Source organism: Pseudomonas sp. 9_2_1 (assembly GCF_059295275.1).
Genome location: NZ_CM181239.1, coordinates 3,107,721 through 3,124,010, shown reverse-complemented (window position 1 = coordinate 3,124,010; position 16,290 = coordinate 3,107,721). Strand labels below are relative to the sequence as shown.

Below are 16,290 nucleotides of genomic sequence, written 5' to 3'. Positions count from 1 at the left end.
CGGTCAGTACGGCACCGAGCCGTGCAGGGCTTCGATCGCTTCCACCAGGTCGTCGTAGCCGACCGGTTTGTTCAGGTGCCGGTCAAAGCCGGACTGCCGCGACTTGTGCTGGTCGGCGCTGGCGCCGTAGCCGGTCAGCGCGATCGCCGGCGTGTGCTGAAGGTGGCGCAGGGCCCTCAGCGCCTTGATCAACGCATGGCCGTCCATGACCGGCATGCCGATGTCGGACAGAATGATGTCGTAGGTCGAGTCCCCTGCCGCCTGCAGCGCCTGGCGCGGGTCATTGAAGGCGCTGACTTCGGCGCACTCCATTTCCAGCAGTTGCTGCATCACCTCCAGCACTTCAGGCGAGTCATCGACCAGCAGCACGTGAATGCCGCTGAGCCGACCCGCGTAGTCCACCTCGGCGGGCACCGCAGACGGGCGGCGTCCGGCAGCGGACAAGGGCAGGCTGACGGTGAACGTACAGCCCTGGCCGATGCCCGCCGATTGCGCCTGCACGCTGCCGCCATGCGCTTCCACCAGTTGCCGGACCAGCGACAGGCCAATCCCCAGGCCTTCACGGGTGTGACTGCCCGATGCCGGCGTGGCTTGGCTGAACAGGTCGAAAATATGCTCCAGGCTGTCTGCACTCAGGCCGATACCCTGGTCGATGACCCGCAGCGAGAGCTGATCATCCGCATGGCTCAGCACCAGGCGGATCACCGAGCCGGCCGGGCTGAACTTCATGGCGTTGTTCAGCAGGTTCCAGATCACCTGTTCCAGCCGGGTGCTGTCGCCCTCGATGAACAACGCCAGCCCGTCCGCGGGCAGTTCCAGCGCCACGCTGCAGGCTGGTTGCTCGCTCAGCACCACCGCGTGGATCCCCTGCAGGATGGCAGTGAAGTCCAGCGGTTCGGTCTTGAGCTTGAGCTTGCCGGTACGGATACGCGCTACATCGAGCAAGTCATCGATGATTCGCGCCTGGCTGGTGACCGCGTCGCGGATGGTGCTCACGGCCTTGTTCGCAGCCGCTATATGGGCAATCGAAGGCAGGCGCCGGAGGATCTCCGCGTTGAGCTGGATCAGGTTGAGCGGGTGCTTGAGTTCGTGGGACATGATGGCGAAGAACTCGTCCTTCATGTGGCTGTTGCTCTGCGATTCGGCCAGCTGCTTGGTCTGTTCGTCGTGCAGGCGTTTGTGCCCGGTGAGGTCGCGGGCGATTTTCACGAAGCCGCGCAAGCTGCTGCCCTTGAGCCGGGAGATTTCGCCGCTGGAGTAGAAGCGGCTGCCATCTTTGCGCACATGCCAGCGCTCGTCCTGGCTACGGTCGTTGGCACGTGCTGCCTGCAGCTCCCGCTCGGGTACGCCGTGCTGGCGATCTTCCTCTGTGAAGATCAACTGGTAGTGCTGGCCGAGCACATCGGCCTTGGCGTAGCCGAAGATCAACGTGGCACCGGTGTTCCAGTCGGTCACCAGGCCCTGCTCGTCGAGCAGGATGATGGCAAAGTCGTGAGTGCTCTCGGCAACCACACGCATGCGCTCTTCGCCCAGGCGCACGCGCTCTTCGGCTGCCCGGCTCTTGCTGATGTCGATGAAGGTGAGCACCGTGCCGTCGATCTTCTGTTCACTGGAGCGGTAGGGCAGCAGGCGCGCCAGGTACCAATGCTGGTCCCGGCCGACGATTTCACGTTCGATGATGCTTTCGCCCTGGACCACGGCACGGGCGTCGTCGGCCAGTGCCGGGTAGTCCAGGCGATGGGTGATGTCGAGCAGCGACCGACCGGTGTCGACCGGCAGCATGTTGAACAGGTCGGTGGCGCGCGGGGTGAACCAGCGGATGTGCAGGTTGCGGTCGACAAACACCGTGGCGATGTCGGTGCTGGCGATCAGGTTGCTGAGGTAGTCGTTGACCTTGTCGGTTTCCTCGACCTTGTTCTTGAGCTCGTAGTTGACCGTCAGCAGCTCCTCGTTGATGGACTGGAGTTCTTCCTTGCTGGTCTCCAGCTCTTCACTGGCCGAGCGCAGTTCTTCGTTGATCGCCTGCATCTCTTCGTTGGAGGCGGTCAGCTCTTCGCTGGAAATCTCCGATTGCTCAATGGTTTCGTGCAGCTGCAGCCGGGTGCGCTGCAACTCCCGCTCCAGGTTGTGCAACACCATGCTGTCGGTCTGGCGAATGGCGCCGGGAAGGGGCAGCGACGGGTCGGGCGCGCGTTCTTCGAAAACCACCAGCAGGTACTCGCCAGCGCTGGCCTCGTCCTTGTGCGGCTGGACGGTGATTTCCACCTGTAGCCGTGCTGCGCCTTCGCCCAGGTCTACCGGCCGCGAGGTCACGGCTTCGGTGCCCTGGCGGGCCTGGAACAGGGTGCTGCGCAAGGCCAGGCGCAAGCTCGGCAGCACCAGGTTCAGCAGGTTGCGGCTGAGTTCGCCACTGCCCAGTTGCATGAATCGCCCCACGCCTTCGCTCAGATGCAGGATGGTACCTTCGCCATCGATGATCAGGCTGGGCGGGGTCCGCCGCGCCAGCGCCCGGTGGTGCAGTTCGGCATAGGCAGGTTTGCGCCCGGGCTTGCTTTTACCCCGCGCAGGTTGCAGCACATTGGCAAGGTCCGGGCCCGGCAACTGCCGGCCCGAGCGCCGCGCGGCGTTACTGACGTCACGTGCCCGGTAAATGCGGTTGCGCTTGTCGACCACGGCGAACAGCTCACTGGCCAGGTCGGCGGATTCGGACGAGCCGAGGAACAGATAGCCGCCGGGGCGCAGGGCGAAGTGGAACATGCGCAGGATGTCCTGCTGGATTTCGCGGTCGAGGTAGATCAGCAGGTTGCGGCAGACGATCAGGCTGATCTGCGAGAACGGTGGGTCGGACAACAGGTTGTGCCGGGCAAACAGGACTTTTTCGCGAACTTCCTTGCGCACCCGGTAATGCTGGTCCTCCTTCGCGAAAAACTGGCGCAACCGCGAAGGCGGTACATCGGTGACGATCGCCTCAGAGTAGCAACCGCCCCGGGCGATGCCGATCGCCCGCTCGTCCAGGTCGGTGGCAAACACCTGGACCTTGCTGGCGCGCTGTTCCAGCGCCAGCTGCTCGCTGGCGAGTATCGCCAGGCTGTAGGCTTCTTCGCCGGTCGAGCAACCGGCGGACCAGATGCGGATTTCGCCTGAACCCTCGGCGGGTTCGGGTTCGCTGACCAGCTGCGGCAGCACATGCCGTTCCAGCGCCTCGAACGCTTCACGGTCGCGGAAAAAGTTGGTAACGCCGATCAGCATATCTGCCAATAGCGCCGCAGACTCCTCGCTATGCTCCTCCAGGTAGCGCAGGTACGCCCCAAGGTCGGCTTGCCCCGTCACATGCAGGCGCCGTTCTATGCGGCGCAGCACGGTGGCACGTTTGTAGTGCTGGAAGTCATGCCCGGTGGTGCTGCGCAACTGCAGGAGGATTTCTTCGAGCAGGGGCTCGAAGGCCTGCGGGTCGCCGACCCGGGTACCCAGCGGAGGCGGCAGGGTATCGTCATCGATTCGCGGCAACCTGACTTTGCGGGCGTTGCGCCACAACTCCAGCAGTTTCTGCGGTATCTCGGCGGCGGGCAGGATGACGTCGACCATCCCGGTCTCGATCGCGGCCCGCGGCATGCTGTCGTACTGGGCGTCGTCTGGCGTTTGCACCAGGGTGACCCCGCCTTGCTCCTTGATGCGCGACAGCCCGACTGCGCCATCGGCACCGGTGCCGGACAAGACCACGCAAAACGCATGGTCCTTGTGCACGTCGGCCAGGTCGCGGAAAAACAGGTCGATGGCGACATGGTCACCCCGGCGCCGGTTGGCAGGCGTCACGCGCAAATAGCCGTCATTGGTCGACAACCTGTTGGCCGGCGAAATGACGTAGACATGGTTGCGCTCGATCGGCACCGGCTCGGTCACCTGGCGCACCGGCATGGCAGTGGTTTCCTGGATGATACGGTCGGCGACGCTCTGATGATCCGGTGACAGGTGCAGCACGATGACGAATGCCATGCCCGAATCGGCGGGCATCTGCCGGAACAATGTACAGATGGCCTCAAGGCCCCCGGCCGAGGCACCGATGCCAACGACCGGAAAGTCCAGGTGGCTTGGGCTCAGGTTGGGGTCCTGCGGGGCAGCGGGCTGGTTAGCAGACGACTTCATGGCGGTGCCTTGTGCAGACCTGACAGACGGCCCATCGACGCATCGCCGGGCATGTGAGCCCCATTATAGGCAGGCCTGCGAAGCAACAGCGAGCACTCGCGCGTGCGCAAACGGATAGTCCGTCAATGGGGGACCGCGAAGTCATTTGGCGCCACTCGTCCGCAAGTGCCTACTGCGACTGAGCGCCTGGCGCCCTTGTGTGTTCGGAACAAGAGCACGGCATAACACCGTGTTACCTCGCATCCCTCAAGGAGAGACGACATGGCTCGTGATCCGGATCAAACCAGCCAACGTGGCGGCACCAAGGAAACCAACCCGGGCAATTTTGCCAATGACCGTGAAAAGGCCTCCCGCGCCGGGCAGAAAGGCGGCCAGGTATCCGGCGGCAACTTCGCCAATGACCGCCAACGCGCCTCGGAAGCGGGCCGCAAAGGTGGCCAGAACAGCCACGGCGGTAGCCGTAATCCCTAAAACCCCCGGCGTGACTGCAGCGGTTGCCCGGTGGTGAGCTGCCGGGTAACCATTCACGCCCAGGATTTCACAAATTTTGAATCTTTCCGGCCCCACCCGACTCAATCTGAAAGTCATCCATGGAAAAGAGGAGGGCCCAGCGATGCCTAATCCCCAGTTGTACATCATCGACTACCAACTGCATGGCAAGCCGCGCAGTTTCATCATCCGCCTGGAACATCTGGACAATGCCGAGGCCTGGCATTGGGCAAGCTGCGACGCGGGGATTGGCATCATCCCGAAATTCGGGCGCGAAAAGATTCGCAAGGTGAGCAGGCCCATGGCCGAGCGCTATGGGGTGACTGAAGTGAGTTGGCGGGTATCGGGCAGCAAGCCCGGCCAGTCGCTGGAAGACCCCGCCACCACTGCCTGATTCTGCTGTGCAGGCAATCGGCGAGTCAGGCACCCGACTCCGGGTCGCTCGCCGGTACGCCGGGCCGATTCTGCTCGTCATCCGTCAAATCAGGGTCGGCGTCAGGGTCGGGGACCTGGTCGTTGCGCCGGTCCGGCTCCAGCTCTGGCCAGTCATCCTCCACGTTCCCGCCTCCCATCGATAGCTTGTGATTCATGTTCCGGGCCTCCTTTCGGGTAAATAAAGCCCGCCTGGCCGGCGGGCCACTGCAGGCGTGAGAGGCGAATTTTTTGGCCACCCCTCAGTTACTGAGAGGGTCGGCGGGTCGGTAGAAGTCCTTGCAGGTGCGCTGGAGCCTGACCAACGGTTCAGCTCCCGCTGTATTTAACCGCCGCGGCCGTACGCGAGGTGACCTTCAATGCCTTGAGCAGGCAGGACACATGGATGCGCACGGTGAAGGGCGAGATGTTCAGGGCCTTGGCAATTTCCTTGTTGGTCCTGCCTTGGGCAATCAGCCGCAGTACCTCATGTTGGCGCTGAGTAAGCTGCTCCACCGCGCCGTCGGGGCTGACGCCAGGGAACAAGCCCGAGGGGGTGTACCTGACCAATACTTCGCCCTCGCGGATCGCCAGGATGGCTGCGCCAATGTCTTCCGGCATGCTGTCCTTGCCAATGAAACCGTCGACACCTGTGGCCATCACCTGCTCGATCAGCGCAGGGTCATCGACCGCTGAAACCACGATAAGCGTGGTACGTGGCAGTTGCCGGCGTACCTGGGAAAGGCACTGGATATCGGTAAGGCCGGGGAAGCGCAGGTCCAGCACCAGGGTGTCGGGTATCTCGCCAGTGGCACTCAGCGCGAAGACTTCGGCAAGGTCCCCGGCTTCTTCCACGCAGGCACCGGGCACCACCCGCCGGACGGTGCGGGCCATGGCGTCCCTGAACAGCGGATGGTCATCGGCGACAATGATGCGGCATTTCACGTCTGGCAACTCCCTGTAGCCACCAGCGAACCGGGCCATGCTAATTTAGCAGCCTTACACGGACTGTGCCGCCTCGCGAAATGTGCACAAGGACAATGCCCATGGACCTGGACAAGAACAACGAGCTCGATCAAGCCAACCTGCGCCTCATCGTCGCCTGCTGCGCCCTGGCATACATGGGTCTGCTGGGTTTCATGCCAGGCGAGTCGCATGCGCGATACCTGCCGGTGATCTACTACATCGTCTCGTTCCTGCTGGTGTCGGTCGGCCTTCGCCAGGCCATCGCCCGCTGGCCCGGCCATTACCCCTGGCGCCGGGTGCTGGGCATGCTGCATGACTACACCGGCACCTGTTTCGGCCTGGTGATGGGTGGCGAAGCAGCGCTGCCGATTTATGCGGTCATGGTGTGGGTGAACCTGGGCAACGGCATGCGCTTCGGCTCGCGCTACCTGGCAATTGCCACCGTGCTGGCGCTGGCGGCCTTGCTGGTGGTCTATCAGCTTACGCCTTACTGGCAGGCCAACCCGTTCATGGTGCTGATGCTGCTGACCACCAGCACGGTCATTCCGGTGTATGCGCACCTGCTGCTGGAGCGCACGCGCAAGGCCTCGGAACAGGCGATAGCGGCGAATCAGGAAAAGTCCCGCTTTCTGGCTCAGGCCAGCCATGACCTGCGCCAGCCTATCCACTCCATCGGCCTGTTCACCGCCTGCCTGCGCGAGGCGCCGCTGGGCGAGGATGAGCGGCGGCTGGTGGACAGCATCGACCGTTCGTTGCTCAACGTATCGCAGCTGTTTCGCTCGATTCTTGACCTGTACACGCTGGACAACGGGCGGGTGCAGCCCCGTTACGAAACCTTTGCCTTGGGTGATTTCCTGGCTGAACTGCTGCGCAACAACAGCGAGGCCGCGCGCTGGGCAGGCGTGGACATTCGTTTGCGGCCCTGCAGCTACTGGACCCGTGCCGACCGCGGCATGCTGGCGACCATGGTCCAGAACGTCATATCCAACAGTTTCAAATACGCCGCGCAGCGCCCGTTGTTGATCGCAGTACGACGCTGCGGCCGGGACCTGGCCATTGTCGTCTGCGACCAGGGGCGAGGCATTGCCGAGGCGCATCAGGGGCTGGTGTTCGAGGAGTTCTACCGGGTACGGCAGGGCCGTGACAAGGATGTCGAAGGCGTCGGACTGGGCTTGTCGATCGTCCGCCGACTGGGGCACCTGATGGGGCTGGAAGTCCGCTTGCGCTCGCGGCCGGGGCGCGGCACGGCGGTAACTCTGCGGGGTTTGCCACGCCTGCAGGCACAACCGGACCAGCCTTCGGCGCAACGCTCGCCGGCAGCGCCCGGCCTGCTCGGCGGCTTGCGGGTGTGCCTGGTCGAGGACGACCGCAACGTGCTGCGGGCTACCTCGGCACTGCTGCAGAAATGGGGCTGCGAGGTAGAAGCGCACAGCTCGCCAAGCGGCCTGAGCAGCGATTGCGAGGTGATTGTCGCGGATTATGACCTGGGCCAGGACGCCACCGGCATCGATTGCATCGACCGCCTCAGGGCCCAGCGTGGATGGGCGGTGCCAGCGTTGATAATGACCGGGCACGACCCGGAGAAGATTCAGGCAGAGGTGCATGAGCGTGATATCGCCGTGCTTTCCAAACCGGTGCGTCCAGCCGAACTGCGTGCCGCCCTGCGCGCGTTGCGCGAGCTGCCTGCGGCGCCGGTCGGCTAGACCGGCGACAGGGCGCAAAGGTTTTGCGTGGGTTACTGGAGCATCAATGCCTGGCCTTCCTTCATGCACGAAGGGGTAGGCTGGTAAAGGCCCATGCCGGCCACGGCGACGATGCCACCGCTGGGCATCTGGCACTCGTACTGGCCTTTGGCGGTGGTGGCGGTGTAGTAGGTGATGGTGCTGTCGCTGCGCACATCGGCGACTTTGGATACCTTGGTGTTGAGGGCGAATTCGGTGCGCTGCTTGAGGGTATCTTCGGAGGGGTTGATGGTCTGGCAGCCGGCGACGCCGACCAGCAGGGCGGCACTGAGGACGAGCTTGATGGGGTGCATGATGGGGACTTCCTTGGCGTTGTTCTCACTGGACTATAACGCCGAGGGGGTGATGAGGCGATTAGGGCGGATGTACGAGGTGGCCCTTGGCCTTTATGTAGCCTGTGCCGCCTCTTCGCGGGTGAACCCGCTCCCACAGGGGATTCATATCCCTGTGGGAGCGGGCGCGCCCGCGAAGAGGCCGGTAGCCTCACCCCATCATTGTGGCTGCTTCAGCACCAGCGTCAGGATGTCGTAGCTGGCCACCAGCTCACCCAGCTGGTTGGTCACCTCCACATCCCATGCCACCACGCCCTGCGGCTGGCCCAGCGGGCTGGTCTTGCCCTGGTCGATCTTGCGCTTGCAGGTCAGCCGCGCCTGGATGGTATCGCCAATACCTACCGGGTTGATGAAGCGCAGGGTATCCAGGCCATAGTTGGCCAGTACCGGCCCGGCACCTGGCGAAACGAACAGCCCGGCCGCCGCCGACAGCACGAAGTAGCCGTGGGCAATGCGCTTGCCGAACTGCGACTGCTTGGCCGCGATCTCGTCGAAGTGCATGTAGAAGTGGTCCCCCGACAGGCAGCCGAAGTTGACCAGGTCGGCTTCGGTCACGGTACGGCGGTGGGTAAGCAGCGATTCACCGATGCGCAACTGCTCGAAATACCGGCGGAACGGATGCACTTCGGTTTCGATCACTTCGCCACCGCGCACATATTCACCGGTTACCGCCGTGAGCATGCTCGGCGAACCCTGCACGGCAGCGCGTTGCAGGTAGTGCTTGACCGCGCGCAGGCCACCCAGCTCTTCACCGCCACCGGCGCGGCCGGGGCCACCGTGCTTGAGCTGTGGCAGCGGCGAGCCATGACCGGTGGATTCCTTGGCGGCCTCGCTGTCCAGCACCAGCAGGCGGCCGTGCCAGGCAGCTGCCACCGGAATGGCCTTGGCGGCTACGCTGCGGTCGGCCGTTACCAGCGTCGCTACCAGGCTGCCCTTGCCGCGAGCGGCGAGCGCCAGGGCTTCATCGAGGTCGTGGTAGGCCATCAGCGTGCTGACCGGGCCGAACGCCTCGATATCGTGGGCACCGCCTTCGGCATGCGGGTCGCGGGCGTGCAGCAAGGTCGGGGCAAAGAACGCACCCTCGGCCACGCCTTCGCCACGCGGGGCAAAGCCATCGCTGGCGCCGAACAGCTGGTCGCAACTCTGCAGCAGGCTGCGCACCCGCTCGGCCACATCATGCTGCTGGTCGTGGGAGGCCAGGGCGCCCATACGCACGCCTTCCAGCGACGGGTCACCGACCACCACCTTGCTCAGGCGCTCGCGCAGGCGCGTAGCAACCGCATCGATATGCCTGGCCGGCACGATGACGCGGCGGATGGCGGTGCATTTCTGCCCGGCCTTGGTGGTCATTTCCCGCACCACCTCCTTGATGTACAGCTCGAACTCCTCAGTGTCCGGGGTGACGTCCGGGCCGAGGATGGCGCAGTTCAGCGAATCGGCCTCGGCCGTGAACGGCACCGAATTGCGAATCAGGTTCGGCGTGACGCGCAATTTGGCGGCCGTATCGGCCGAGCCGGTAAAGGTCACCACATCCTGGCCTTGAAGGCGCTCGAGCAGGTCGCCGGTGCTACCAATCACCAGTTGCAGGCTGCCTTCTGGCAGCAGCCCGGATGCGTTCATCAGGCGCACCACGGCTTCGGTCAGGTAGCTGGTGGAGGTCGCCGGCTTGACGATGCACGGCATGCCGGCCAGGAAGGTCGGGGCGAACTTCTCCAGCATGCCCCAGATCGGGAAGTTGAACGCGTTGATGTGCACTGCCACGCCAGCGCGCGGCACCAGGATATGGCTGCCAGCGAAATGGCCCTGCTTACCCAACGGGATCGCCGGGCCTTCGTGCACCAGGTTGCCCGATGGCAGTTCACGGCTGCCGATGCCCGCATAGGCAAACAGTGTGGCATTGCCGCCCTCGATGTCGATCCAGCTGTCGGCACGGGTGGCGCCGCTGTGGTGGGACAACGCGTAGAGCTGCTCCTTGTGCTCGGCCAGGTAAAGGGCCAACGCTTTCAGGCGCTGGGCGCGTTGCTGGAAATCCATGGCCATCAGCGTGGCAAGCCCGCGGGCACGGGCGAAGCCCACGGCTTCGGCGAAGTCCGGGCGCTCTTCATGGCTGTAGGCCAGCACGTGGCCGTCGAGGGCGCTGCGCAGGGCCTGGGCGCCGTGCTGGCCAAGCCAACGGCCGGCGATGAAGCTTTGCAGAGTAGGGGCGGCAGACATGCTGTTCTCCATGCTGTTCAGAAGTAGGGGGGCGCTGTTACCACAGCGCCAGGGTGTAGCCGATGATCAGGCGGTTTTCGTCGACGGCGTTGGTCAGGCCATTGCCGGAACGGAAGGTGACGTTGCGCCAGCGCAGGCTGACGTCCTTGAGCGGGCCGCTCTGGATCACGTAGGTGAGGTCGGTATCGCGTTCGCGCTCGCGGCCGTTGCTGATGGTCGCGGTTTCGGCGTGGCGGCCGTCGGTGTAACGGGTCATGAAGCTCAGGCCCGGGATACCCATGGCGACGAAGTCGTAGTCGTAGCGCAGCTGCCACGAGTCCAGCCCGGCGCGGGTGAAGGTGTTGTAGGTGACCAGGTTGACGGTGAACGGGTCGCCGCCATTGACGAACGGGAAGGCGCTGTCACCTGACATCTGCTGCCAGGCGGCGGTGAATTTATGCGCCCGCACGCCGAGGGTGAACATGGCGTTGAAGTTGCGGTTGTCGATATTGCCGGCGCGCTCGGCGCCGTCATTGCGGCTGTCGAAGTAGCGCAGGTCGCTGCGCAAGCTCACACCTTCGGCCAGTGGGCGGGTATCGATCAGGCCGACGAACTGCTGGCGGTAGATGTCCTCGAGCTTGGCGTAGTAGTAGCTGACACTCGTCTGCGGGGTGATGGCATAGCTGCCGCCGCCAAAGTCCAGGTGGTCGCTGCTGGCGGCGCCGTAGCCGATGTCGTCGCGGCCCGAAGAATCGCGCAGGTTGGCCTTGGTCAGCCGGCCAGCGTTGAAGGTAAGCCCTTCGAGGTCCTGGCTGGTGAGCACGCCGCCCTGGAAAGTGGACGCCAGCAGACGGGTGTCGTTGTACACCACCACGGGCAGGATTGGCTGCAAGGTACCCAGGCGCAGGGTGCTCTTGGACACGCGCACCTTGCCGGTCAGGCCCAGCTCACTGTAGTCGTCGACCGGTTCCTGGCTGTTCGGGCCATACGGCAGCAGGCCGGTGTTGCGCCGGTCACGGCTGGAATCCAGCTTGATGCCCAGCTGGCCCATGGCGTCGACGCCAAAACCGACCGGGCCATCGGTGAAGCCCGACTCCAGCCTGGCGGTGAAGCCTTGGCCCCATTCCTCGGCCTTGGCCTGCGCGGCGTTGCTCTGGCGGAAGTCGCGGTTGATGTAGTGGTTGCGCAGCTCCAGGCGTGCATGGCTGTCGCCGATAAGGTCCGCCAGCGCCGGCAAGGGCAGGGCGAGGGTGGCCAGCCAGGCGGCTGTCATGACATGCGTGCGGTTCATTGTTGTTGTTTTACCCGACATGGTCGTTCTTCCCTGAGGTCAGTGCTTGCTGGCGCCGGCGGCGCCAATACCGGTCATGGAGCGGATGAACTGGGCCAGGTAGCGGCCACGCTCTTCAGCGGCACGTTCGGAGCTGTCGGTGACCGAGAATACCCAGGCACCGAGGAACGCCAGGCTCATGGAGAACAGTGCCGGGTTGCTGTAAGGGAACAGCGCCTGTTCGTGGTGCAGCACGTTGACCCATACCGCCGGGCCCAGTACCACCAGCACCACTGCCGAAACCAGGCCGGCCATGCTGCCGCATACCGCACCACGGGTGGTCAGGCCTTTCCAGAACATCGAGAGCAGCAGCACCGGGAAGTTGACCGAAGCGGCCACCGCCAGTACCAGCCCGGAGAGGAAGGCGATGTTCTGCGACTCGAACATCAGGCCGAGGATCACTGCCAGCAGGCCGATCACCAGCGTGGCGATGCGCGACACGCGCATTTCCTCTTGCTCGGTGGCTTTGCCTTTGCGCATGACGCAGGCATACAGGTCGTGGGAAACCGCCGATGCGCCGGACAGCGCCAGGCCGGCGACAACGGCCAGGATGGTGGCGAAGGCCACGGCGGAGATGAAGCCAAGGAACAGGTTGCCACCCACGGCCTGGGCCAGGTGCACGGCGACCATGTTGCCGCCGCCGATGATCGCGCCGCTGGCGTCACGGTAGGACGGCTCGGTGCCGACCATGACGATGGCGCCAAAGCCGACCACGATCAGCAGCAAGTAGAAGTAACCGATGAAACCGGTGGCGTAGAACACGCTCTTGCGTGCTTCCTTGGCGTCGCTGACGGTGAAGAAGCGCATCAGGATATGCGGCAGGCCGGCGGTACCGAACATCATGCCCAGGCCCAGCGAAATGGCATCTATCGGGTTCGACAACAAGCCGCCCGGGGCCATGATCGCCTGGCCCTTGGCGTGCACGGCGACGGCGCTGGCGAACATGGCCTCGGTGCTGAAGCCGAAGTGCCTGAGCACCATGAAGGCCATGAACGTGGTCCCCGAGAGCAGCATCACTGCCTTGATGATCTGCACCCAGGTGGTGGCCAGCATGCCGCCGAAGGTGACGTAGGCGACCATCAGCACGCCCACCAGCATCACCGCATACAGGTAGCTGATGCCGAACAGCAGCTCGATCAGCTTGCCGGCACCGACCATCTGCGCCACCAGGTACATCAAGGCTACCACCAGGGTGCCAAAGGCCGAGGTCAGGCGCACCGGGGTCTGCGCCAGGCGATAGCTGACCACATCGGCGAAGGTGTACTTGCCCAGGTTGCGCAGGCGTTCGGCGATCAGGAACAGGATGATCGGCCAGCCGGCGAGCACGCCCAGGGCATAGAGCAGGCCGTCATAGCCGTTCATGAACATCATCGCCGAGATGCCCAGGAATGAGGCGGCGCTGATCATGTCGCCCGCAATCGCCAGGCCGTTCTGCATGCCGGTCAGGCCGCCGCCGGCGGTGTAGAAGTCGCTGGCCGAGCGGGTACGCAGGGCGGCCCAGCGGGTGACCAGCAGGGTAAAGCAGACGAACACCATGAACATCGAGATGGCAGTCCAGTTCATTGCGCGCACTCCTGCTTGACCTTGTCGTTGAGCGGGTCGAGCACGTTGTTGGCGCGGTGCACGTAGATACCGGTCAGGGCAAAGGACAGCAGCACCATCAGTACGCCCACCAGCATGCCGACGGTGGTCACGCCGCCGCTAAGCGACTGCCCAAGGGTGCTGGGCGAGAACGCCACCAGCAGGACGAAGCCGTAGTAGATCACCAGCATCGCCAGGGTCAGGCTGCCGTTGAGGCGACGCTTGCGCCGCACCAGGTGCTGGAAGTCGGGGTGGTTGGCGATGCTTTCTATGCGTTCGGGTGTCATGGGTTGCGATCTCTGGGTGTTGTAATTGTTTTTGGTGAGGTCACGCGGGTACTGGGTTGGTGCTGATGGCCGCTTCGCGGGTGAACCCGCTCCCACAGGGATTGCACAAGGCCAAGGGGCAGCGCCCTACCTGTGGGAGCAGGCGACGCGGTCTCAGAGCTGGTCGAAGTCGAGCACCACCTTGTTGCTTACCGGGTAGCTCTGGCACGACAGCACATACCCGGCCGCCACTTCGTAGTCCTCCAGGGCATGGTTGCTGTCCATCTCCACTTCGCCTTCGATCACCCGGCACTTGCAGGTCGAGCACACGCCGGCCTTGCACGAATAGGGCAGTTCGGCACCGATGGCATTGCCGGCGTCCAGCACGTTCTGGCTGTTGCGTGGCAGGTCGAAGCTCAGGGCGCGGCCGTCGCTGATCACGGTAATGTGGCTGACCGCCGCGTCTACCTGCCGGGCGGCCTCACGGGCCTCGCGGCGGGCTTCGCTGCCGGCTGCGGCGAACAGCTCGAAATGAATGCGTTGCTTGCTCAGGCCATTGGCCTGCAGGCTGTCACGCACGGTCTCGGTCATCGCCTGCGGGCCACAGATGAACGCTGCATCCAGGCCTGGAACATCCAGCCAGCGCGAGAACAGCTGGCCGCATTTGTCGGCATCGATGCGGCCGTTGTACAGGTCGATATCCTGCTGCTCACGGCTGAACACGAAAATCAGGTTGAGGCGGTCGAGGTAGCGGTTTTTCAAGTCTTCCAGCCTGTCGCGGAACAGCGCCCCGGAGCTCGAACGGTTGCCGTACAGCAAGGTGAAGCGGCTGTGTGGCTCGCTGGCCAGGGTAGTACTGATGATCGACAGGATCGGGGTGATGCCGCTGCCGGCGGCCACGCCCAGGTAATTACCCCGGCGAGCCGGGTCCAGCGGCACGAAGAAGCTGCCCGATGGCGGCATCACCTCCAGCTGCTGGCCGGCCTTGAGCACTTCATTGGCAAACGCCGAGAAACGCCCGCCCGGCACGCGCTTGACGGCCACGCGCAACTCGCCGTCGTGCACGGCACTGCAGATCGAGTAGGAGCGGCGGACCTCTTCATCGTCCAGCCGGGTCCGCATGACCAGGTACTGGCCCTGGGTGAAACGGAACTGCGCTTGCAGGTGCTCAGGCACGTCGAAGGCAATCGACACCGCATCACGCGTCTCGTTGCGCACTTGCTTGATGGTCAGGCTGTGAAACTGGCTCATGGCGTTCTCCACGGCTCAAATGCATTTGAAATAGTCGAACGGCTCCAGGCACTCGCAGCAGCGGTACAGCGCCTTGCAGGCCGTGGAGCCGAACTGGCTGAGCAATTCGGTATGGGTACTGCCGCACTGCGGGCAGCACACCTGGGGAGCGTCACCCAACAGGCTGCGCTTGCTGGCGCTGCCTTGCGGCGGTGCGATGCCATAGGCGCGCAGGCGCTCGCGGCCCAGTTCGCTGATCCAGTCGGTGCTCCACGCCGGGGTCAGCCGGCGCTCAAGGTCAGGCGCGGAAAACCCTGCCTGCTCCAGCGCCTGGCGGATATCCCCCTCGATCACCTCGGTGGCCGGGCAGCCGGAGTAGGTCGGTGTAACCACCAGGTGCAGGTGGCCGGCGCGCCAGTCGAGGTCGCGGACGATCCCCAAGTCGACCACGCTGACCACAGGCACTTCCGGGTCCATGACCTGGCCCAGAACTGCCCAGGCGCGGGCCAGGTCATCGCCATGCTGCGCTCGCGCACCGCGGTCGCCGGCAATCAGCTCACCAGGTTGCATCGGGGTAAGCCCTCGGCAGGAATTGCATTTCGGCCAGCAGCAGGCCGAGGTGCTCGGTGTGCAGGCCCTTGCGGCCGTCCAGGTAGAAGTAGCTGGCCGCCTTGGGCAGTGGCAGTTCGACCGCCGCGAACGTCTCGCTTACCTGCTTCAGCCAGGCACTGGCGACGCTGGCGGGGTTGGCGCCGATACCCGCGTTCGCCAGCTGCACCTCATTGTCGCTGGCAGCACACAGCTCGACGGTAAAGCGCCACAGTGCCGGGATGGCAGCGAGCATGCGCTGGCGGCTTTCTTCGGTGCCATCGCCCAGGCGCTGCACCCACTCGCTGGACCGACGCAGGTGGTAGGTGACTTCTTTCACTGCCTTGGCGGCAATACCGGCAATACGCGGATCGCTCGATTCGACCAACCCCTGGAGCACGGCGAGGTGCCAGGCGTCATAGAGAAACTGCTTGGTCATGGTCACGGCAAAATCGCCGTTGGGTTGTTCGACCAGCAACAGGTTGCGATAAGCCCGCTCGTCTCGGCGGAAGGCCAAGGCATCGGCATCGCGGCCGTCATCCAGCAGTTCGGCGGCGTACTCCAGCCAGTTGCGTGCCTGGCCGACCAGGTCAAGGCCAACATTCATCAGGGCCAGCTCTTCTTCGATGGCAGGGGCGTGGCCGCACCATTGGCAAAGGCGCTGACCCTGCACCAGGGCGCTGTCACCGAGCAACAGCAGGTAGGGGACAAGGGCTTGGTTATGCATGATCAACCTCACATGTGTCCGACTTCGTCGGGCAGTTCGTAGAAGCTGGCATGGCGGTAGACCTTGTCGTCCGACGGGGCGAACAGCGGGTCTTTCTCGTCAGGCGAAGAGGCGGTGATAAGTGCCGAAGGCACTACCCACAGGCTGACGCCTTCGCTGCGGCGGGTGTAAAGCTCGCGGGCGTTTTCGATGGCCATGGCGGCATCGGCGGCATGCACGCTGCCGACATGCTTGTGGTTAAGGCCGTGCTTGCTGCGCACGAACACTTCGTAAAGGGTCCAGACAGACATTT

Annotated in this window: 13 protein-coding genes and 2 pseudogenes; 3 read left to right on the top strand and 12 right to left on the bottom strand. The window is 64.2% G+C overall.

The window, feature by feature from the left end; genetic code table 11:
* Positions 1 to 3: 3 nt before the first annotated feature.
* A complete protein-coding gene (locus tag AC5O5I_RS14015) occupies positions 4 to 4,143 on the bottom strand; it encodes a CheR family methyltransferase (protein WP_494510962.1) in 4,140 nt (1,379 codons plus the stop codon).
* A 315-nt stretch (positions 4,144 to 4,458) separates the two neighbouring features.
* Between AC5O5I_RS14015 and AC5O5I_RS14010 the strand changes: the two are divergent.
* A pseudogene (locus tag AC5O5I_RS14010) lies at positions 4,459 to 4,614 on the top strand (con-10 family general stress protein); the annotation flags it as partial.
* A 142-nt stretch (positions 4,615 to 4,756) separates the two neighbouring features.
* Positions 4,757 to 5,026, top strand: a complete 270-nt coding sequence (locus tag AC5O5I_RS14005) for a DUF6555 family protein (RefSeq protein ID WP_172221000.1) — start codon at positions 4,757 to 4,759, stop codon at positions 5,024 to 5,026.
* 25 nt (positions 5,027 to 5,051) lie between these two features.
* On the opposite strand, the gene AC5O5I_RS14000 is transcribed toward AC5O5I_RS14005, so the two are convergent.
* The gene (locus tag AC5O5I_RS14000) at positions 5,052 to 5,222 is read right to left on the bottom strand and encodes a hypothetical protein (protein WP_172220914.1); all 171 of its coding nucleotides are present in this window, start codon (positions 5,220 to 5,222) and stop codon (positions 5,052 to 5,054) included.
* Positions 5,223 to 5,373: 151 nt separating this feature from the next.
* Entirely contained in the window at positions 5,374 to 5,988 is a 615-nt protein-coding gene (locus AC5O5I_RS13995; RefSeq protein WP_172220997.1) for a LuxR C-terminal-related transcriptional regulator, read from the bottom strand.
* A gap of 101 nt (positions 5,989 to 6,089) precedes the next feature.
* On the opposite strand from AC5O5I_RS13995, the gene AC5O5I_RS13990 reads away from it, so the two are divergent.
* Positions 6,090 to 7,712, top strand: a complete 1,623-nt coding sequence (locus tag AC5O5I_RS13990; protein ID WP_494510961.1) for a hybrid sensor histidine kinase/response regulator — start codon at positions 6,090 to 6,092, stop codon at positions 7,710 to 7,712.
* A 32-nt stretch (positions 7,713 to 7,744) separates the two neighbouring features.
* Here AC5O5I_RS13990 and AC5O5I_RS13985 read toward each other — a convergent pair whose 3' ends face one another.
* The 9 genes and pseudogenes from AC5O5I_RS13985 to paaB form a co-directional block, all read right to left on the bottom strand.
* Entirely contained in the window at positions 7,745 to 8,044 is a 300-nt protein-coding gene (locus AC5O5I_RS13985) for a hypothetical protein (RefSeq protein WP_172220991.1), read from the bottom strand.
* 198 nt (positions 8,045 to 8,242) lie between these two features.
* Positions 8,243 to 10,297 carry a phenylacetic acid degradation bifunctional protein PaaZ gene (gene paaZ / locus AC5O5I_RS13980; RefSeq protein WP_494510960.1) on the bottom strand — a complete coding sequence of 685 codons (2,055 nt, stop codon included), beginning with the start codon at positions 10,295 to 10,297 and terminating at the stop codon, positions 8,243 to 8,245.
* 37 nt (positions 10,298 to 10,334) lie between these two features.
* Positions 10,335 to 11,567, bottom strand: coding sequence for an OprD family porin (locus tag AC5O5I_RS13975; RefSeq protein WP_494510959.1), 1,233 nt, complete (start codon positions 11,565 to 11,567; stop codon positions 10,335 to 10,337).
* Positions 11,568 to 11,606: 39 nt separating this feature from the next.
* Positions 11,607 to 13,175, bottom strand: a pseudogene (locus AC5O5I_RS13970) (cation acetate symporter); the annotation flags it as partial.
* On the bottom strand, positions 13,166 to 13,474 hold the full coding sequence (locus AC5O5I_RS13965) for a DUF485 domain-containing protein (RefSeq protein WP_012272262.1): 309 nt from the start codon (positions 13,472 to 13,474) through the stop codon (positions 13,166 to 13,168). The gene AC5O5I_RS13965 and the pseudogene AC5O5I_RS13970, both read right to left, overlap by 10 nt.
* Positions 13,475 to 13,627: 153 nt before the next feature.
* On the bottom strand, positions 13,628 to 14,704 hold the full coding sequence (gene paaE, locus AC5O5I_RS13960; RefSeq protein WP_494510958.1) for a 1,2-phenylacetyl-CoA epoxidase subunit PaaE: 1,077 nt from the start codon (positions 14,702 to 14,704) through the stop codon (positions 13,628 to 13,630).
* Positions 14,705 to 14,719: 15 nt separating this feature from the next.
* Positions 14,720 to 15,253, bottom strand: a complete 534-nt coding sequence (gene paaD, locus AC5O5I_RS13955; protein ID WP_172220976.1) for a 1,2-phenylacetyl-CoA epoxidase subunit PaaD — start codon at positions 15,251 to 15,253, stop codon at positions 14,720 to 14,722.
* A complete protein-coding gene (paaC, locus tag AC5O5I_RS13950) occupies positions 15,240 to 15,998 on the bottom strand; it encodes a 1,2-phenylacetyl-CoA epoxidase subunit PaaC (protein ID WP_172220973.1) in 759 nt (252 codons plus the stop codon). The genes paaD and paaC overlap by 14 nt, the downstream gene beginning before the upstream one ends.
* An 8-nt stretch (positions 15,999 to 16,006) precedes the next feature.
* Positions 16,007 to 16,288 (bottom strand): 1,2-phenylacetyl-CoA epoxidase subunit PaaB, encoded by a 282-nt coding sequence (gene paaB / locus AC5O5I_RS13945; protein WP_004374528.1) that lies wholly within the window; start codon positions 16,286 to 16,288, stop codon positions 16,007 to 16,009.
* Between the last annotated feature and the right edge of the window lie 2 nt (positions 16,289 to 16,290).